Annotated in this window: 22 protein-coding genes; 11 read left to right on the forward strand and 11 right to left on the reverse strand. The window is 64.8% G+C overall.

Annotated elements, in window-relative coordinates:
- Window positions 1-252: 252 nt before the first annotated feature.
- Together ACSYG9_RS05660 and ACSYG9_RS05665 are read right to left on the reverse strand one after the other, a co-directional pair.
- On the reverse strand, window positions 253-1,404 hold the full coding sequence (locus ACSYG9_RS05660; RefSeq protein ID WP_440126216.1) for an ATP-binding protein: 1,152 nt from the start codon (window positions 1,402-1,404) through the stop codon (window positions 253-255).
- Entirely contained in the window at window positions 1,401-2,090 is a 690-nt protein-coding gene (locus tag ACSYG9_RS05665) for a response regulator (protein ID WP_454842887.1), read from the reverse strand. The genes ACSYG9_RS05660 and ACSYG9_RS05665 overlap by 4 nt, the downstream gene beginning before the upstream one ends.
- Before the next feature lie 250 nt (window positions 2,091-2,340).
- Between ACSYG9_RS05665 and ACSYG9_RS05670 the strand changes: the two genes are divergently transcribed.
- The 4 genes from ACSYG9_RS05670 to ACSYG9_RS05685 all read left to right on the forward strand — a co-directional run bounded on the left by ACSYG9_RS05670 (window position 2,341) and on the right by ACSYG9_RS05685 (window position 6,914).
- Window positions 2,341-2,976: a DUF305 domain-containing protein gene (locus ACSYG9_RS05670; RefSeq protein ID WP_454841531.1), complete on the forward strand. Its 636-nt coding sequence runs from the start codon at window positions 2,341-2,343 to the stop codon at window positions 2,974-2,976.
- A 49-nt stretch (window positions 2,977-3,025) separates the two neighbouring features.
- On the forward strand, window positions 3,026-5,173 hold the full coding sequence (locus ACSYG9_RS05675; RefSeq protein ID WP_454841533.1) for a copper-translocating P-type ATPase: 2,148 nt from the start codon (window positions 3,026-3,028) through the stop codon (window positions 5,171-5,173).
- Between the two features lie 124 nt (window positions 5,174-5,297).
- A complete protein-coding gene (locus tag ACSYG9_RS05680) occupies window positions 5,298-6,335 on the forward strand; it encodes an alpha/beta hydrolase (RefSeq protein WP_454841535.1) in 1,038 nt (345 codons plus the stop codon).
- A gap of 153 nt (window positions 6,336-6,488) precedes the next feature.
- Window positions 6,489-6,914 carry a low affinity iron permease family protein gene (locus ACSYG9_RS05685; RefSeq protein ID WP_440126220.1) on the forward strand — a complete coding sequence of 142 codons (426 nt, stop codon included), beginning with the start codon at window positions 6,489-6,491 and terminating at the stop codon, window positions 6,912-6,914.
- A 60-nt stretch (window positions 6,915-6,974) separates the two neighbouring features.
- Here ACSYG9_RS05685 and ACSYG9_RS05690 read toward each other — a convergent pair whose 3' ends face one another.
- From ACSYG9_RS05690 to ACSYG9_RS05700, 3 genes are all read right to left on the reverse strand, one after another.
- Window positions 6,975-8,390 (reverse strand): alpha,alpha-trehalose-phosphate synthase (UDP-forming), encoded by a 1,416-nt coding sequence (locus ACSYG9_RS05690; protein ID WP_454841537.1) that lies wholly within the window; start codon window positions 8,388-8,390, stop codon window positions 6,975-6,977.
- 61 nt (window positions 8,391-8,451) lie between these two features.
- Entirely contained in the window at window positions 8,452-8,607 is a 156-nt protein-coding gene (locus tag ACSYG9_RS05695; RefSeq protein ID WP_454841539.1) for a hypothetical protein, read from the reverse strand.
- Between the two features lie 345 nt (window positions 8,608-8,952).
- A complete protein-coding gene (locus ACSYG9_RS05700) occupies window positions 8,953-9,507 on the reverse strand; it encodes a signal peptidase II (protein WP_454841540.1) in 555 nt (184 codons plus the stop codon).
- Between the two features lie 92 nt (window positions 9,508-9,599).
- Here ACSYG9_RS05700 and ACSYG9_RS05705 point away from each other — a divergent pair, with 92 nt between their 5' ends.
- On the forward strand, window positions 9,600-9,767 hold the full coding sequence (locus ACSYG9_RS05705) for a hypothetical protein (RefSeq protein ID WP_454841543.1): 168 nt from the start codon (window positions 9,600-9,602) through the stop codon (window positions 9,765-9,767).
- Window positions 9,768-9,839: 72 nt separating this feature from the next.
- Here ACSYG9_RS05705 and ACSYG9_RS05710 read toward each other — a convergent pair whose 3' ends face one another.
- The 3 genes from ACSYG9_RS05710 to ACSYG9_RS05720 all read right to left on the reverse strand — a co-directional run bounded on the left by ACSYG9_RS05710 (window position 9,840) and on the right by ACSYG9_RS05720 (window position 12,032).
- Window positions 9,840-11,054 (reverse strand): winged helix-turn-helix domain-containing protein, encoded by a 1,215-nt coding sequence (locus ACSYG9_RS05710; protein ID WP_454841544.1) that lies wholly within the window; start codon window positions 11,052-11,054, stop codon window positions 9,840-9,842.
- 144 nt (window positions 11,055-11,198) lie between these two features.
- Entirely contained in the window at window positions 11,199-11,687 is a 489-nt protein-coding gene (locus ACSYG9_RS05715; protein WP_454841546.1) for an SRPBCC family protein, read from the reverse strand.
- Between the two features lie 3 nt (window positions 11,688-11,690).
- Window positions 11,691-12,032 carry a metalloregulator ArsR/SmtB family transcription factor gene (locus tag ACSYG9_RS05720; RefSeq protein ID WP_440126226.1) on the reverse strand — a complete coding sequence of 114 codons (342 nt, stop codon included), beginning with the start codon at window positions 12,030-12,032 and terminating at the stop codon, window positions 11,691-11,693.
- A 142-nt stretch (window positions 12,033-12,174) separates the two neighbouring features.
- Here ACSYG9_RS05720 and ACSYG9_RS05725 point away from each other — a divergent pair, with 142 nt between their 5' ends.
- The 5 genes from ACSYG9_RS05725 (at window position 12,175) to ACSYG9_RS05745 (ending at window position 14,625) form a co-directional block, all read left to right on the forward strand.
- On the forward strand, window positions 12,175-12,447 hold the full coding sequence (locus ACSYG9_RS05725; RefSeq protein WP_440126227.1) for a DUF2510 domain-containing protein: 273 nt from the start codon (window positions 12,175-12,177) through the stop codon (window positions 12,445-12,447).
- A 40-nt stretch (window positions 12,448-12,487) separates the two neighbouring features.
- Window positions 12,488-13,096 (forward strand): glyoxalase, encoded by a 609-nt coding sequence (locus ACSYG9_RS05730; RefSeq protein WP_454841548.1) that lies wholly within the window; start codon window positions 12,488-12,490, stop codon window positions 13,094-13,096.
- A gap of 176 nt (window positions 13,097-13,272) precedes the next feature.
- Window positions 13,273-13,680 (forward strand): hypothetical protein, encoded by a 408-nt coding sequence (locus ACSYG9_RS05735; RefSeq protein WP_440126229.1) that lies wholly within the window; start codon window positions 13,273-13,275, stop codon window positions 13,678-13,680.
- 37 nt (window positions 13,681-13,717) lie between these two features.
- Window positions 13,718-14,122 carry a hypothetical protein gene (locus ACSYG9_RS05740; protein WP_440126230.1) on the forward strand — a complete coding sequence of 135 codons (405 nt, stop codon included), beginning with the start codon at window positions 13,718-13,720 and terminating at the stop codon, window positions 14,120-14,122.
- Window positions 14,123-14,244: 122 nt separating this feature from the next.
- Window positions 14,245-14,625, forward strand: coding sequence for a hypothetical protein (locus ACSYG9_RS05745; RefSeq protein ID WP_440126231.1), 381 nt, complete (start codon window positions 14,245-14,247; stop codon window positions 14,623-14,625).
- Between the two features lie 8 nt (window positions 14,626-14,633).
- On the opposite strand, the gene ACSYG9_RS05750 is transcribed toward ACSYG9_RS05745, so the two are convergent.
- The 3 genes from ACSYG9_RS05750 to ACSYG9_RS05760 form a co-directional block, all read right to left on the reverse strand.
- Window positions 14,634-15,938 (reverse strand): sigma-70 family RNA polymerase sigma factor, encoded by a 1,305-nt coding sequence (locus tag ACSYG9_RS05750; protein WP_440127549.1) that lies wholly within the window; start codon window positions 15,936-15,938, stop codon window positions 14,634-14,636.
- Window positions 15,939-15,956: 18 nt separating this feature from the next.
- Complete coding sequence (locus tag ACSYG9_RS05755; RefSeq protein ID WP_440126232.1) at window positions 15,957-16,388, reverse strand: YciI family protein; 432 nt, start codon at window positions 16,386-16,388, stop codon at window positions 15,957-15,959.
- 124 nt (window positions 16,389-16,512) lie between these two features.
- Complete coding sequence (locus tag ACSYG9_RS05760) at window positions 16,513-18,084, reverse strand: hypothetical protein (RefSeq protein WP_440126233.1); 1,572 nt, start codon at window positions 18,082-18,084, stop codon at window positions 16,513-16,515.
- Window positions 18,085-18,181: 97 nt separating this feature from the next.
- On the opposite strand from ACSYG9_RS05760, the gene ACSYG9_RS05765 reads away from it, so the two are divergent.
- The gene (locus ACSYG9_RS05765; protein WP_440126234.1) at window positions 18,182-18,505 is read left to right on the forward strand and encodes a hypothetical protein; all 324 of its coding nucleotides are present in this window, start codon (window positions 18,182-18,184) and stop codon (window positions 18,503-18,505) included.

Below are 18,505 nucleotides of genomic sequence, written 5' to 3' on the forward strand. Positions count from 1 at the left end.
CAGGCCTGTAATTCTGTGCACGCATCTGATCGACGAACTGGCAGATGCCCCCAAGCACCTGCGGTGCAGGGAGGTGCCCCCGCGGCGGCGAGATGGGGGTACCTTCCGCGCGGGGAACGAGCTCCCTCGCGAAGAAATCGAGGCGACCTTCAGGATCTCTTTGACTTCCTTGATATCTCGATTCCAGCGCCCGAGTTTCATGACCTCAACTACTCCACGGACGTTGCACCGGGACGCCTCGGCCTGCCGGGATCAGAGTGTGACGACGGGAAGTTCGATGGTGAAGCGGGCACCGCGACCGAGTCCGTCGCTGTGCGCCCGGATTCGGCCACCGTGGGCGTCGACGAGCGCGCGGGTGATGGTCAACCCGATGCCGCTGCCGCTGCGTCCGTTGCGGCGGTCGCGGGCGGTGTCGACCCGGTAGAACCGGTCGAACACATGGTTCAAGTGCTCGGGTGCAATGCCGTCCCCGGTGTCGGCGACGCCGATCTCCACCCGGCTGGGGCCTGCGAGCGCACTGGTGACGGTGACCGTCCCGCCCCGGGGGGTGTGCCGCAACGCATTGTCGAGCAGATTGCCCAGCACCTGCCCGAGCCGGTCGGGATCGACCACCACCGGCACCGAATCATCGACGTGGACGCGCAGTTCCACACCCTTGTCGTCGAACTGCTCGCGCGCGCCGCGGACAGCCTCTGCGACCAGCGCTCCCGTGGCCAACGGCACGGGCCGCAGACGGGTGAGGTGTTCTTCTGCGCGCGACACGGCCGCGATGTCCGCCGCGAGTCGGTCGAGCCGGTGGGTGGCGGCGCGCAGGACCTGCACAGTGGGGTCGTCGAGACTGCGGACACCGTCTTCGAGTGCTTCGAGATAGGAGTCGAGAGTAGCGAGGGGGGTACGCATCTCGTGGCCGAGATCGGCGAGCATGCGTCTGCGAGTGGTCTCGGTGTCCTCGAGACGCCGGGCGAGTTCGTTGACCCCGGCAGCGAGTTCGTCGAACTCGCGACCCAGGCCCGGGCCGGCCAGACGGGTATCGTACCGGCCGCCGGTGATCCTGGCGGTGGAGGCGGTCACGGCGGAGACCGAACGTTGGACCCGGCGAGCGATGTACCAGCTCATCACAAGCGCCAGCAGGACCGCGATGGCGACTGCCAGGCCCCAGGCCAAGATGATCGCCCAGGTGAAGGCCTCCTCGACATGAGCGGCTTGGCTGGAATTGTGGTCGATGCCTGCCTGACCCAGATGATCGTGGAAGATGCCGGGCGCAAGCGCGGAAGCGACGAGCCAGGCACTGACCGCACAGCCGATCACCACCGCGGTCAGCGCGAGAAACATACGGGTGCCGAAACTCGAACCGGTCAGAACCTGCCGCGGCGACGGCCGGGACTCGCGGATTCGGCCGGTCATCGTCCGGCACCCATCCGGTAACCGACACCACGCACGGTGCGCACATAACGGCCGCGAGCGGCGTCGTCGCCCAGCTTGCGGCGCAGATGACCGACATGGACATCGACCAGGTGTTCGTCCCCCATCCAGTTCGGCCCCCACACCGTCTCGATCAATTGCGCTCGGGTGAGCACCACGCCGGGGTCACGTGCCAACGCGGCGAGGACATCGAATTCGGTGCGGGTCAGCGCTATCGGTACTCCGTCGACGGTGACTTCGCGGCCGTCGATGTCGAGAACCAGGCCCCCGAAGCTGCGAGGCGGCGCGGGTGGGGCCGGATCGGCCGGCGCGACGGTGGTACGGGGGCGGCGCAGCATCGCCTGGATGCGGGCTATCAACTCGCGGGGACTGAACGGCTTTGTCAGGTAGTCATCGGCGCCGACGGACAGCCCTATGAGGGTGTCGACTTCCTCGGTGCGGGCGGTGAGCATCACTACGTACGCGTCGGAGAAAGTGCGCAGCTGCCGGCATACCTCCACACCGTCCAAGCCCGGCAGGCCCAGATCGAGAACCACGACGTCGGGGTCGACCTGCCGCGCAAGAGCGACGGCCTCGGATCCGTCGCCGGTGATCGCGACCTCGAAGCCGTCCCGTTCGAGATAGGTGCCCACCAGAGCGGCCAGCGGCGCCTCGTCCTCGACGACCATCGCTCGCAATCCGGTCGGTGGTCGTCGCGACACCACCGGATCACCGGCCGTGGCTGCAGTGTGAGTAGAAGGCGCCATGGCATCCATCATCACCAGTTCCCCTTGCCTTCGCGCCGCGGTGTGGCTTCTTGAGCAAATCTTCATACGACCTCGACCGAAACCCGGTGGTGCGCGCGCGAGGCTGGAGGTGCCGTGGCCCGAACCATGGGGTGACGGCGGTATGTGACCGTTCGAGAAAGGAACACATTTCATGGACCCCAAGAAGTTTCTTGCCGTCAGCGCAACCGCACTCGCGGTGGTATTCGCTGCAGCCGCGTGCAGCGACTCCGGCACCGACGCCACAGCCACATCGTCTCCCGCCACGTCCTCGGCTACCACTTCCGCCGCCGAAGAGGCAGCAGCGCACAACGACGCTGACGTGATGTTCGCGCAGATGATGCTCCCGCACCACGCTCAGGCCATCGAGATGAGCGACATGATGCTGGTGAAAGAGGACATTCCGACGGAGGTGACTGTGCTCGCCGAGCAGATCAAGGCTGCTCAGGGTCCGGAGATCGAGCAGCTCGAGTCCTGGCTCGAACAGTGGGGTGAACCTACCCTGATGCCACAGGAAGACCATGACATGCCCGGTATGGACGACAACATGAGCGGGATGGAGGGGATGATGAGTGAGCAGGACATGCAAGCTCTGGCGGATGCACAGGGCACGGACGCTGCACAGTTGTTCCTGACTCAGATGATCGCCCACCACGAAGGCGCAGTCGCCATGGCCCAGACCGAGATCGACGACGGACAGTTCCCCGACGCCGTGAGCATGGCCCGTGCCATCGTCGAAACCCAGCAGCAGGAAATCGACACCATGCGCCAGTTGCAGACCACCCTGTAAACGCCCACCCCTCGCCCCTCTCGGTCTGCCATGGACAGGAGCTTTCTCGATGTCACACCCGGAGCACGAACACTCGCATCCGTCACCGGCCGGGCACGACCACGCCACGTTCACCCGGAGTCGGCGCTACGACGAGCGCGATCCGCGCATCAGGCCAGGTGGGCACAACGGCCACGACAAGCACGCCGGACACGGCGCGCACGGGGAGATGTTCCGCCGCCGATTCTGGATCAGTCTGATCCTGTCCATCCCGGTCGTCGCGTTCAGCCACATGGTCGCGGATCTGCTCGGCTACCACATCCCGGATTTCCCTGGCGCCATGTGGATTCCGCCCGTGCTGGGTACGGTGATCTTCGCCTACGGGGGCAGTCCCTTCCTCACCGGCGGCTGGACCGAGCTCAGATCCCGGCGGCCCGGGATGATGCTGCTCATAGGGATGGCGATCACGGTCGCCTTCGTCGCCTCGTGGATCACCACTCTCGAACTCGGCGGCTTCGACCTGGACTTCTGGTGGGAGCTGGCGCTGCTGATCGTGATCATGCTGCTCGGCCACTGGCTCGAGATGCGGGCGCTCGGCTCGGCTTCAGGCGCCCTCGACGCACTCGCCGCGATGCTGCCGGACACCGCCGAGAAGATCACCGACGAAGGCAACCGTGAGGTGCCGTTGACCGAATTGTCCCGAGGAGACCTGGTACTGGTCCGCGCCGGGGCCCGGATGCCCGCAGACGGTACCGTCGTCGACGGCCGCGCCGAGGTCGACGAATCGATGATCACCGGAGAATCGAAGACCGTCACCCGCGAGAGCGGCGACACCGTGGTGGCGGGCACCGTCGCTACCGACAGCACGCTGCGGGTGCAGGTCACCGCGGTCGGGCAGGACACCGCTCTGGCCGGAATCCAGCGCATGGTTGCCGACGCTCAGGCCTCGTCCTCGCGCGCGCAGGCGCTGGCCGACAAGGCCGCAGCGTTCTTGTTCTACTTCGCGGCGACTGCAGGCATTCTCACCTTCGCGGTGTGGTCGGTACTCGGCAATGTCGACGAGGCTGTGGTGCGCACCGTCACCGTGCTGGTCATCGCCTGCCCCCACGCGCTGGGGTTGGCGATCCCGCTGGTGATCGCGATCTCCACCGAACGCGCCGCCAAAGCCGGTGTGCTGGTGAAGGACCGACTCGCCCTCGAACGCATGCGCACCGTCGATGTGGTGCTCTTCGACAAGACCGGTACCCTGACCCGAGGTCGCCACCAGGTCACCGGCGTCGCCGCCACCGCCGAGGTCAGCGAAACGCATCTGCTGGCCGTCGCGGCGGCCGTCGAGAGCGACAGCGAACACCCGGTCGCCCGCGCCCTCGTGACTGCGGCCGAGACACGTGTGCCCAGCGATCAGCAGCTCATCGCCACCGACTTCCGATCACTGCCCGGGCGCGGGGTTCGCGCATCCATCGACGGCACCGACGCCACGGTCGGTGGTCCCACCATGCTGAGCGAGCTGGGACTGTCTGCACCCGAGGACGTCACCGCTGTTACCGACGGGTGGGTGCAGCGCGGCGCATCCGTGCTGCACGTTGCCCATGGCGGTCGGGTGCTCGGCGCGGTCGCGCTGGAGGACGCCGTCCGCGAGGAGTCCCGCCAGGCCGTCGATGCTCTGCACGCCCGAGGCGTGAAGGTCGCGATGATCACCGGTGACGCCCAGCAGGTGGCAGACGCTGTAGCCGCCGATCTGGGTATCGACGAAGTCTTCGCGCAGGTGCTGCCCGAACACAAGGACGCTGAAGTCGCCTCGCTTCAGGACCGCGGCCACAAAGTCGCGATGGTCGGCGACGGTGTCAACGACGCTCCCGCGCTCGCCCGCGCAGACGTGGGGGTGGCGATCGGCGCGGGCACCGATGTGGCCATCGAATCCGCCGGTGTGGTGCTGGCGGCGAACGACCCGCGGGCGGTGCTGTCGATCATCGAGTTGTCGCACGCCAGTTACCGGAAGATGTGGCAGAACCTGCTCTGGGCCACCGGTTACAACATCATCGCCGTGCCGCTTGCTGCCGGGGTGCTGGCATTCGCCGGTGTCGCGATCTCCCCGGCTGTCGCGGCGGTGCTCATGTCGGTGTCCACCATCGTCGTCGCGCTCAATGCACAGTTGCTGCGTCGCCTCGACCTCGATCCTGCCCAGGAGAAGCAGCCCGCGGGGGTCTCTCCTGCGTAGGCAAGTCGGATGAGCCGGTCGGTCGACACGTCTGCAACACCGCCACAGGGGTTTCCGTGGCTACCGCGTGGGTATTCCGAGGTATCGGATGAGGCACAGCATCCGCGGGCCACAGGAGGTTGTCGTGAAGGACTCGGAGTTGGCAGGCGGAGCGGCCGATAGAACCCACACTGGTACGAGCATCCGCTCGCTGCTCGTGCGCAATGCTGCGCGAGTGCTGGCGAAACCCGCTGTAGGTGTATGGATGGCACGTCCGGACCTCGCGTGGCCTCTCACACTCGTCGACGACACTGCAAGCCTGCTCCCCAAGCCGAGCGGTGCCGAGTACGCCGATGTCGACCTCGGTTCATGCAGCGCGGAATGGGTCCACGCCGAGTCGAAGAACGATGAGCAGGCGGTATTGTACCTGCACGGCGGCGCTTTCCTCATGGGCGGGCTCAACACGCACCGACCTCTGGCAGTGACGCTGTCCGAGCGTGCGGACTGCCCGGTGCTCAACGTCGACTATCGGATGTTGCCGTCGGCTCCCGTCGCACATGCCGTCGAGGACGCAGTTCGAGGGTACGAATGGCTGTGCGACAAGGGATATGACGGAGAGGATATCGTGATTGCCGGCGATTCTGCCGGCGGCTACCTGGCCTTCATGACGGCGCTTGCCCTCGCGGAAGCAAAGCTACCGAAACCGGCTGGAATACTGGCTCTTTCACCACTCGTGGACACCGATGTCGACCGACGAGCCGGACGCGGACGACACACGGAGTGTCCGTTGTTTCCCGAAGCGGCAGTGGATTCACTGGTGGACTACATAGAAGCAACTCAGACGCGCCTGGTGGTGGACGGTGATGCCGCACTTCCGATCTGCCCTCTCGACAACGATCTCAGTGTTCTGCCTCCTGTCATGATCCACGCTGGCGAGGACGAACTGCTCAGGACCGATGCAGAGGCAATGGCCGAAGAGGTGCGTGCCTCAGGAGGGCAGTGCGAGCTGCATCTGTGGCGGAACCAAGTCCACGCTTTCCCTGTCCTCGCGGACGCACTGCCGGAGAGCCGTCGCGCTCTCCGGATAGCCGGGCGGTTCGTGAAGACGGTCACGCGCGGTGAGGATCCGGCAGTGATCGAGCCGCGACATCGTCGTTCTCCTGAGCAGGGCGCGGTGGCATGAGAACAGAAGCGCCTCGCCAGCAGTTGATCTCGCATGATATCGGCTCGGGCGGACTCCCGCGGCGGACGTGGGATTGAAGTCCTGCGAAACGGGAACCCTCGATACGTCGTTCCGATTGAACATCGGGTTTTTCAGTGCGCCAGGAGGCCCGCCATGATCCCCTCACCGAACTCCGACAGCTGCGATGCACTGTCGACGATGCCATCGCATGTGAAGGGACGCTTGTCACTGTTCGACCGGTTTGCCACGTGGGCCGACGGGGTCGTTTCTCGCGCCTGGTTCTTCGCTGCCTGCGTGCTCATCGTCGCGGTGTGGGCTCCCTCCATTGCGGTGATCGGCAACATCGATACCTGGCAACTGATCATCAATACCATCACCACGATCGTGACATTCCTGCTCGTGGCGCTGCTGCAGAACACCCAGAAGCGTGCTGATGATGCCGTCCAGCACAAACTGAATGCCATCGCCGACGGGTTGGCGGACCTGATGGGAAAGCTTGCCGAGAACTATCCGGATCTCGAAGTCGATTGCAAGGAATTGCGCTCCGCTGTCGGCCTCGAGGACCGGGAAGGCAGCTGACGGATGTCGTGTACCCCGCGCCGGGCACGGGTTACACGAACGATGCCGGAACGTTGTGTCTCAATGCGTATCGGTGAGATTCCCCAGAAACGAATGGGCCCATCGGTCGACGTCGTGGATCATCACATGATTGTGCATCGACCGCATACGACGGGAGGCGCCCGCGTCACCACGTACTGCTTCGACCATCCCGCGCTTCACGTCATCGAGGTCATGGGGATTGACCACGAAGGCGCGCCGCAGTTCGGCAGCGGCCCCGGCGAATTCACTGAGCACAAGCGCTCCGCTGCCGTCTCCGTGGCAGGCAACATATTCCTTGGCCACGAGATTCATGCCGTCGCGCAAAGGGGTGACCACCATGACATCGGCGGCGGTGTACATCGCCACGAGTTCATCGCGATCCACCGGACGGTGCAGGTAGTGCACGACCGGGCGTCCCAACTGCCCGAATTCACCGTTGATCCGGCCGACCTGCCGCTCCACGTCGTCGCGTAGCCGGGCATAGGCCGAGAGACGCTCCCTGCTGGGTGTGGCGAGTTGCACCATGACGACGCTTTCCGGATCGAGGATGCCGTCGCTGAGTAACTCGTGCAGCGCCTCGAGCCGCACGTTGATCCCCTTGGTGTAATCGAGCCGGTCGACGCCGAGCAGAACCGTTGCGGGATCTCCCATATCCATACGGATCTGCTTGGCGCGCAACTGGATATCGGTGGATTCGGACCGCTCCCAGAAGTGTGCAGAATCGATCGAGATGGGAAATGCGCCTACGCGCACCCGCCGTTCACCGACGTCGATGAAACCACCGCCGGTGGTACCTCTCGGAGCGTTCGGAAGATCGAACAACCGCCGGGCGAGATAGAGGAAGTTCTCGGCGCCGCCGGGAAGGTGGAATCCGACGAGGTCTGCTCCCAGAAGTCCGTCGATGATCTCCTTGCGCCACGGCAGCTGGAGGAACAGTTCCGTGGGCGGGAAGGGAACGTGCAGGAAGAAACCGATCCGGAGGTCGGGGCGGAGATCACGAAGCATCCGAGGGACGAGCTGCAATTGATAATCGTGTACCCACACGGTCGCGCCGGGAGCCGCAGCGCGTGCCGCGGTTTCGGCGAACCGTCGATTGATCTTCTCGTAGGTACGCCACCAATCACGGTCGAAGGTGGGCTCGACCACCGCGTCGTGGTAGAGGGGCCACAGCGTTTCGTTCGAGAATCCTTCGTAGAAACCTGCGACCTCGTCGCTGCTCAAAGGCACGGGGTGCAGGGCCAATCCGCCCTCGACGAACGGTGCGATGTCGGCATCGGGTGCGCCGGGCCAGCCCACCCAGGCGCCGTCGGCGGATCGGAGCACCGGTTCGAGCGCGGTGACCAGACCTCCTGGGCTGCGTCGCCAGACGTCGGGCCCTCCGTCCTGCGAAGGCTCCAGGTCGACCGGCAACCGGTTGGCCACCACGACGAATTCGTTCACTATTGCCTTGCTCATCACTGTTCCACCTTCGAAGGAGTACACCGGCAGACAGCCGGGCGGCACAACATCGCAGGAGTCAGTGCTCCCCTGCCTGTACCTCATCCGACGGCGCGCCGTCGAACATCGCGTCGATGCGACGCTTGATCTCGGCTGTACTGAAGTGAACTCCGGACAAGACCGGGGACGGGTGTGACCTCTCGGTGGTTCCGGAAACCGCACCAGCATCGAACATCGTCAGGGATCCTTATCTGTTGGCAATGAAGACATCGACGGCTTCGGGGCAGGACCCCCGAGCCGTGGCGTTGGGAGCGGCGGAGCGTATCCACCTGATGTGTTGCGTCCTTGCGCTCTTCACGTTCCGTACCGGGTTCCGCCTCGCGGACGGGTTGCCCCTCGGCGTCGTGCGTCGCATATACGGGGTGGCAATGGTGGACGCGCCCATCGGACGGTCGCCGCTGCAGTCATCTTTGTGTGGCCTTTCGCTTACAACTACCTCGGACTACCCCAAGACTCGGCTTCCGAAACGTCACACGGCAGTAAAATCGCGACAGCTGCCCCCTCGGCGAAGCCCGGGCGGTCAGGCTGGGGGTTCGTCCTCCCCAGGGGCTCCGGTATCGGCTGGGGGCCGGGCGTCGATCCCCAACAGGGTCAGCACGATCAGTAGTCCCGCGCCTCCGACGAGGGCTATGTCGGCCACGTTGCCCACGAAGTATCCGTTGTAATCGATGAAATCCACGACGTGCCCCCTCGCGAACCCTGGTGTGCGGAACACGCGGTCGCCGAGATGACTGAGTGCTCCCCCTAGGAGTGCTCCGACACCGAGCGCCCAGAACGGATTGAGCACCCGGGTGGCAAATATGCAGAGTGCGACGACTGCTACAGCCGCGATCGCGGTCAGAATCCACGTGAACTGCCCGCCGATACCGAAGGCCGCCCCCGGGTTGTAGACGAGTCCGAACTGGAGGAGCTCACCGACAACCGAAATTGTCCGCCCGTCGTTCAAGGTCGACTCGGCCCACCACTTGGTGAGCTGATCCAGCACCACCACCGTGGCAGCCACCGCAAGAATCCACGGCAGATACCGGCGTCGAGGTATCGGTACCGGATTACCGGACGGGGATGCGGAGGTCATGAAGCCATGGTCCCCGAACTCCGACCGTCATAGCGATCGGGCCGCTTTCTCCCGGTCGAGATTGCTTCGCAGGCACGTGCCATCATCTTCGGATGGCAATGAGGAAGTGGAGTACCGTCGCGAAGATCGTCGCAGGCGCGGCGTTCGGCTTTCTGCTGGTGGTAGGGGCGCGGGCACTGCAACGGCTCGATACCGGTCCGGCAGTCGGTGCCGTCGAATGGGAAACCGATCCGATCGGTCCGGACGAACTGGCCGGATGAAGGCGGATCAGTCCCGCCGCAGCAGGTGATGAACCATGAGCCGGCCGCCGAAACGGCAAGACGGTATCGGCCTCACAACTGAGCCGCGAGCTTCGGAGCCAGGTCGCCGCGCTCCCCGACCAGGACGTCGGAGAGTCCGAGCCAGTTCGCCATCGCGCGCAACTCGACCGCGAGTGCCTCTACCACGGCGCCGGACTCCACATCTTCCTCGGCGAACGCACTCGGAACACACAGCGCATCCCTTGCCCTGTCGGCTTTGAGATCCACGCGCGCAACGAGTTCGCCGTCCATGAGAAACGGGAAGACGTAGTAGCCGTGCACGCGTTTGTGCGCCGGGGTATAGATCTCGAGGCGGTACCGGAAGCCGAAGATCCGCTCGGTTCGGGGCCGGTAGAACACCAATGGGTCGAACGGGCACAGAAGCGCGGTGCCGCGTGCGCGGCGCGGGATGGCCGTACCCGAGTGCAGGTAGGCGGGGTCCTTCCATCCGCGGACCGTGACGGGAACGAGACTCCCTTCCTCGACGAGGTCCGCGACAGCGGGCTTCGTCTGCTCGGCGGTGAGTCGGTAGTAGTCGCGCAGGTCGGCGACTGTCGCAATGCCGAGCGCCCGCGCAGATCTGCGGAGCAGCTCCCGGACCGCGTCCGGCTCGTCGATGCGAGCGGCGAGCACGTCGGCGGGCAGCACCCGCTCGGCGAGGTCGTAGTGCCGAGTGAATGCGACGCGCCGGCCCACCGACAACTCCCCGGCGGCGAAAAGAAGTTCGCAGATCACCTTGACGTCGCTGCGGTCCCACCAGGGACCGCGGGCACCCGACGGTTCGAGCTGAAGTTGTTTTTCGATCTCCCCCGCAGACACAGCACCAACCGCCGTGATCACGTCGAGGATGTCGCGTCCCAGGGTGGGGGTGCGTTCGAGAACGCGACGTTCACCTGCCCACCGCCCCCCGGCGTAACGCTGCATCCGCCACCGCATCAGCGGCCAGTCTTCGACCGGGATCAGCGCTGCTTCGTGCGCCCAGTACTCGACGAGCGCTCGCGGTGCTCGCGCACTGTGGCGCCATACCGCGGCGTCGAGGACCTCGCGGTCGTAGGCGCCGATCCGGCTGAACACCGGCATGTAGTGCGCGCGAACAGCGACGGACACAGAGTCGATCTGCAGGAGCGCTGTTCGATCGACGGCGCGGAGCACGTGCCGCCGAGTGGCCGGCCCGACCGGGCGCCGGTCTGCGAAGCCCTGGGCGGCAACGGCGGTGCGCCGCGCCGCGGCGGCGGTCATCTCGAGCATGACCGAACCTTGCCACGTACCTCCGACAGCCACCCGCCCCGCAGACCGGCGCGAGTTCGGGGGCGAACTGTCTCAGCGAAGAGTCCGGAGGCTCTCCGCTCTGTTGGCAATCGGCGATGGTCCGCTGTCGCCGGAGGTGTGCGGCTAGGACGAAGCGAGCAGGTCGTCGATCTGGCCGATCGCGGACGTGGCACCCTCGACCACACCCATATCCAGCACCTTCTGCAATGCGTCGGCCGATTCGAATGTGCTCACGTACGTCGCCCGGGTGCCGCCTTCGTGTTCGACGAAGGTGTACTGGTTCTCGGATACCGGCAGATCCGGAGTCGGATTGAAGTCCTCGTCGGCAAATCCGTCGGCGAACGAGAAACTCCGCGGCCGGTCGACTGTCATGACCTGCCAGTACCCGGCGTATTTCTCGCCCTCAGGTCCGGTCATGTAGTAGGTCGTCCGGCCACCGGGCCTCAGATCGTGGTCGACCACGGTCGCGGGGTAGCCGGGCGGGCCCCAGATCTTCTCCAGCTGACGTGGGTCTGCGTAGATCTGCCACACCCGCTCCACGGGCGCCGCGAAATCCGCAGTGATGGTCAGGGTCAGATTGTCGAGATCTTGATCGACGTCGATAACAGGCATGGTTCAGCCCTCCTCGGGCGAGTCGGATGCGATGAGTTCGTCGATGCGCGCGATGCGACCACGCCACACTTGTTCGAGCTCGGTGAGCATGGACGCCACCGACCGCACCGCCTCCACGTCGCCGCTCGCCAACTGTTCGCGACCATTGCGTCGCTTCGTCAGCAGTCCTGCCTTCTCCAACACGGCAACGTGTTTCTGAACCGCGGCGAAACTCATCTCGTACTTCGCCGCGAGTGCGGAAACCGAGCTCTCCCCTGCCAGTACCCGACGCATGATGTCGCGGCGGGTTCGGTCGGCGAGAGCGTGGAACAGGGCATCGGCCCGGTCCTCGTCATCTCCGTTCACGACCCCAATATACAACCGAGTGGTTGTACGTTGTCAAGGGTGTGGACACCACGTTTCGGCGAGTGACGCACACCTCAATTCTTCGGTGTAACACCGTCGGATCCAGTCCGGATAATTACCGGACGAAAGGATCCAGGAGCTCATGACCACCCCGCCGCCCGGCTGGTATTCCGACCCCGAGACCGCCCGCCTCATTCGCTGGTGGGACGGCGAACGGTGGACCGCGCATACGCACCTCGCCACCAGTTCCGCACCGCCGGCAGCCGTGGTCCGAACGGAAGCTCCGCCGACCGCAGGCGACACTCCACGCGGCTGGCTGATCACGGCCGTGAAGATCGCGGGCGGACTCCTCGTCATGCACCTGACTCTCGCCGCGTGCGACCACCTCACCTTCGGCCCTCTCACGATTCCCTGACAGCCGGTCGCGCGCCAGGCACGGGACTACGGTGGTACCCATGGCTTCCATCGAGTCTGTTGTCCTCGAGGTATCCGACCCCTCCGCTGCGGAGGCGTTCTACACCGGAGTGTTCGGTTTGGGCGATCGTGTCCGAGTCCGCGAGTCCCAAGCACCGACGTCCGGCTTCCGCGGCTTCACTCTGTCGCTGGTGGTGGCGCAGCCAAGTGCCGTCGACCACCTGGTCGCAGGCGCGCTCGACGCCGGCGCGACGGAAGTGAAACCCGTCAAGAAGAGCCTCTGGGGCTACGGCGGAGTCGTGCGGGCCCCGGACGGGACGATCTGCACGCTGGCGGCGTCTTCGAAGAAAGACACGGGCTCGGCCGAACGAAAAGTCGAGGACGTTGTGCTGCAACTCGGAGTCGAAGACGTCAAGGCGAGCAAACAGTTCTATGTCGACCGAGGCCTCACCGTCGCGAAGAGTTTCGGTGGCAAGTACGTCGAATTCGATATGCCCGGTGCACCAGCGACGTTGACGTTGCTGGGACGCACGGCACTGGCCAAGAATGCAGGGGTCGCGCCCGAGGGGACCGGGTCGCACCGTGTCGCCATCCGCAGTACAGCCGCGCCCTTCGCCGACCCCGACGGGTTCTCCTGGGAATCCCCGTAGTTCGGAAATCCCGGTGACCGTCGTTGCACTTCCGTAACCAGTGGCATCACAGCAGAGACACCGCGCAAGCCCTCCGGTTACAGGTCCCTTGCGAACCCCGGAGTTCGCAACACCGGCCTCCGGCCGCACCGCACATGATGGAAACGGGTCGGAGCAAACCGGACCGGAGGGACACCATGGATGCACGACGGATTCTGCGCGGACTGATCACGCTCATTGCACCCTGTGCACTGTTGGCGAGCATGGCACCGATCGCATCCGCAGATGACGATACGACTCTGAGTTGGTCGGTCTTCACCAGAAACGACTCGGTACTGGTCCGGTTCAACTATCACGATGTCCCTGACAGGGACGCGCCCTACACATGCACAGCCGACATCGTGGGAACGAAACGATCCGTCGACATGAATACGGTCACGTACGGCACGGTCGAGTTCACGGGAGTCGCCGAGGGGACGCACACCGTGAGCGCAACGTGCGAGAACAAGGGCGGAACCCAGAGTAGTGTCGGACGCATCCTCTTCCAGTTGCCGGGCCCGGACAAGTGGCATCTGGTCCGTACCCAGCACGCCATCATCGATTGACCGTCACGGAACCAGCCAGGGTCGAAAGAGGTACAACGTGCGACTGCACCACATTCCGCTCCGCGTTGCGACGGGAGCATTCATCCTCAACTCGGGTCTGGGTAAACGGAATCTCCCTGCCGAGAACGCGACCGCCCTGCAGAACATGGCAGGGAACGCATTTCCGTTCTTGAAACAGATGGATTCCAAGACGTTCGGTACGTTTCTGAGTACATCCGAAATCGGAATCGGTGCCGCACTCCTCGCTCCGATCGTGCCGCCGTTCGTTGCCGGCGCCGCACTGACGGCATTCGGCGGTGGGATGATGACGATGTACTGGCGAACGCCGGGTATGCACGAAGACGGCTCTCCGAAGCCCACTCAGGACGGTACGGCACTCGCGAAGGATTCTTGGCTGCTCGGTGCCGGGCTGACCCTGCTCCTCGACGGGCTCAGGAAGTAATACCGATCGAAAGTGTCACCGCTACAGCACTTTCAGAGGATCGTCGGTTACGTCCGGATATCGATCAAGATCGGTTCTGCGGAACGGTGGTTAAATGCCTCCATCTACGGTGAAATGGAGCGATGAACATCGCTGAAACGCCTCCCACCGAACGACGCCGAAAGGCTCTCCAGGCCATCAAGGAACTCGGGCGACAACGCAGCGATCACGCTGTCCTGAAAGTTCGATGCCCCAAGAGCCACACGGTCGCCGCCGTCTACAAAACGGAGGAAGGGCCAGTGGTGGTGTGCGGAGTCGGACCGGGCGGCCACGGCTCCCGCGACCGCGAAGCCAACAACCGCGGCAACGACTCACTCGACGACAAGTTCATCGACACCGTCGAAGCCACCCAATTCGAGGACGACGAACTTCCCGCAGGCTGCGGATGCGGGCCGCGCACACTCTCACGCAAGAAGCTCCAGGCAGCAGTTGCGGGGCACGAACACATCGTCACCCTGACCTGACCACCCCGTCACTTCACTACTCCGTCACTTCGATCCGACCTGAGCGGCCTTCGGTCCAGGTCGTCCACCTTCGCCAGGAGGAGCGCACATTCGCGATCATTTCTCGTCAGCTCGACCGCGGCGAGCAGTTCGGTCCGTGCCTCCTCGATCCTCCCCAGCTGCGCGAGCAGATCTCCCCGCACGCTCGGAAGCAGGTGATATCCCGCGAGTTTCCCTGACGCGACAATGTTGTCGACGTATTCGAGGGCAGGACCCGGCCCATATGCCATCGAGACCGCTGCTGCATGGTTGAGATCCACCACCGGCGACGGCGCCAGCCGCTGCAGGGCCTCATACAGCAGGACGATCCGTTTCCAGTCGGTGTCCGAGAATTCTGCCGCCCGGGCGTGGCACTCGGCGATGGCTGCCTGCAGTCCGTAGGGTCCGCGACCGCGACCGATCGCGTCGGCTCGTTCCAATGCCGCGAGACCGCGGGTGATCTGCCCACGGTCCCACTTGGTGCGGTCCTGATCTGCCAGCAGAATCGGCTCCCCCGAAGCGGTGGTTCGCGCCGGGAAGCGCGCTGCGGTGAGCTCCATCAGCGCGACCAGCCCGTGCGCCTCCGGCTCGTTCGGAACGAGCTCGGCGAGAATCCGTGCGATCCGCAACGCCTCCGCGCTGGTGTCCGGGCGCAGCCACTCGTCTCCCGAACTGGCTGCGTATCCCTCGTTGAATACGAGGTACAGCACGCCGAGCACGCCCGAGAGACGAGCAGCGAATTCGTTGCGTCCCGGCACCTCGAACACCGCCTTCGCGGCTGTGAGTGTTTTCTTCGCCCGGACGATGCGCTGCTGCACCGTCGACGTCGGTGTGAGGAACGCACTGCCGATCTGTTCGGTCGTCAGACCCCCGACCAGACGAAGCGTCAATGCCACTTGCGCTTTCCGTCCCAGTACCGGATGGCACGTCATGAACATCAGGCGCAGGACGTCGTCGTCGATCCGATCGGGATCCGACGAGGGATCGTCGAAGTGCGACGCATCGTTCTCGAGTTCCCGCGCCATGTGCGCGTGGCGTTCGTCGAGACGTTCCTGTCGCCTCCACGTGTCGATGGCGCGGCGAGTGGCGACGGAGGTCAACCACGCGGCCGGGTTACGCGGTACTCCGACGGCGGGCCACTGCTCGATCGCTTCGAGCAGGGCCTGCCCCGCGAGGTCCTCGGCGAAATCGAGATCCCCGACCTTGCGGGTGAGGGTCGCGATGATCTTCGCCGATTCGATCCGCCACACCGCATCCACCGCACGTCGTGCGCGCAGCGTCACCTCGTCCGTCATCATTCAGCCGGTCATCACTCAGCCGGCGACCGGGCGATCGGTGCCGAGTTCCTCGCGCCAGACCTGTTCCTTCTGGACGTACTCGTTGTCCTGGTCGAAGTCCTCGTTCTCGTGCACTCGACGTACCTCGAGCTTGCTGCCCGGCCCGAGGGGACACCGCTTCGCCCACTCGGCAGCTTCTTCCTTGGTGGAGGTCTGGATGAGCCAGAATCCGTTGAAGAGTTCTTTCGTCTCACCGTAGGGGCCATCGGTGACGAGCGGTGTCTCGGAGTCGAAATCGACGACGAAGCCCTCCTCCGCCTCGGTGAGGCCTTCACCGCCGAGCAGGACGCCTGCCTTGATGAGCGACTCGTTGTACCGGCCCATCGCGTTGATGATCTCGGTGAAATCCATGTCCTTCGACGCTTCGATGGCGGCGTCGGTGTCGCGCATGATCAGCATGTACTTCATGAGAATCTCCCTCGTTCGGTGAATCCTGCGGACCATGTTTCGGTCCCTGATGTCTACACGTCGAACAACGCAGACCCCGATCGACACGACAGACGAAAAATTTCGAGAAAGTTTTTCGGAGCGCTCACACGCCACGGCGGAGGAGGCGACGGAACACGTCGAGCACCTCGTCGGCCCACCCCAGGATCGAAAGCGCACTGTCGATGTTCTGCGGCGGACTCTGCACGAGGCTGTCCTGACGGATGAGGCGGTCGAAGTCGACCGTCGTGTCGGTGCGCACCGTGCCGTTCGGGTGGCGGAACTCGACGCCTGCGCTCGCCATGATGGAGATGATCTCCTGCGCGAGTATTCCGTACCCGACGGTGGTGGGGTGGACGCCGTCGAGTGAGAACAAGCCACCGGTCGCCCGTCCGCCTTTCCCGTCGGCGGTGAGGAAATGGGTGTCGGGCACGGGGTCGAGCGCCGCGAGGACCGGGGGTAGCGGGTACGGCGTCCACCAGGCGGGCCGGGCCTGCAGGTCGTCGTGATAGCGGCGGGCGGCGAGACGTTCGAGGATGCCCGCGACATCCAGCAGATACCAATCGCGTCCATCGAGTCGCGCATCGGCAATTGCCCGCTGGATGGTGTTGTTGTAGTGGTCGATCGCGGTGTCGACCGCCCGTGCTTGTTCGCCGGTGATGTGTTCGTCGCGTGCCGCGTCGAAGTGTTTCTCGTCGATCCACGGACGTGTGTAGTAGGTGAAGTAGCGTGAGCCGCTCTTGCCGCCGAGGCCCCGGGCGATCGGCGCGATCGTCACGTGCGGAATCGTGCAGAGGAGGACGTGTCGCGCGGAGATGCGGCGCACCTGTTCGACTACCTCTGCGAACTCGGCGTCGAAATGTTCGGGACGCCAGATCGTGTAGGAGTTCTTGCGGTCGAGGTCCTTGTAGTCGGCGCCGCTCCATGCGACACGCAGCTGAGTGACGGTGCCCAGAGCGTTGTTGGAACCGAGGAAGACGACGAGTGTTTCGATACCGCTGTCGGTGTCGTTGCCGTGGTCGTCTCCGAGGGCTGCGGCAGCGTCGAACAACGTCATCGATTCTTGCTCGGGCGCCCAGTGCGGGTAGACCCGCATCGCGGCGCGGTCACCGTTGTTCTCCACGATCTGGTCGAGGAGACTGTCGCTGGGTGTCGCGATGCGGGCCGCACAATAGGCGGCGGTTTTCTCGAGGGCATCACGCAGATCCCACCCGTAGCACGACAGATTGTCGTTGTAGGTGCCGATGACCGGAGCGATCGCGCCCGGACCGCGTTCCCAGTAGTCCTCGACCTCGTCCATGAAACTACGCAGTGTGAACAGTGCTGCCGGAATCTCCCACGGTTTCAGTTCCGGGCCGTAACGTTCTTCGAGGCGGCGCAACATGAGTTCGACGTTCAGCGGCAGCCCACCCGGCCCGCCGTAGCGTGGGTATCGGAAGGTGTCGAGGACTCCGAGTTCGTATGCCACGATCGCGGGCACCGACACTTCGGTCCGGTAAATGGCCGCGCTCTGGAATCCCTGTAGGAGCGAGTCGCCGATCGCCACGAACTTGTGCGGCGGTGTGCCACGGAATGCGCCGCTCACCGTCACTCCGACGGTGGGATCGAATTCGGGCACACGCGGCGGTTCGGTTGCCTGCGCGACAACCTCTTTCGGTGTTCCCTCGGGAAACCCCACACCACGAGCGTGAGCGGTCCAGCGGGCTGTGTCAACGGGCGATGGGCGGGCCGAGGCGTCAACGACGGATCATGGTGGGGACACAGGAGGTGCAGACATGAGCGACGCCGACTTCGCCCACACCGATCGGGCGGAGAAGAATCGTCGGGACAAGGCACTGGGGCTCGCGCGGTTCGCGTGGCATCGGGGTATCACCGGCGCCGACCTGCTCGCGATGACCGACGACAACCGCCGCAGGTTGGCGCGCGCGGCGGACGCGCACCCGCCACGGTCGATGGAGACGTGGACGCTGGTGGCGTCGCTGCTCGACGAGAAGACGTCGTGGGCTCGGACGCATGCGAATCATCCGTCTGCGGCGCGTGATCATCTGGACGAACGGATCATGTGGGTCAAGCCGCCGACCCGGTCGTGGTTCACCTGA

It is taken from the genome of Rhodococcus sp. SJ-2, from assembly GCF_053750035.1.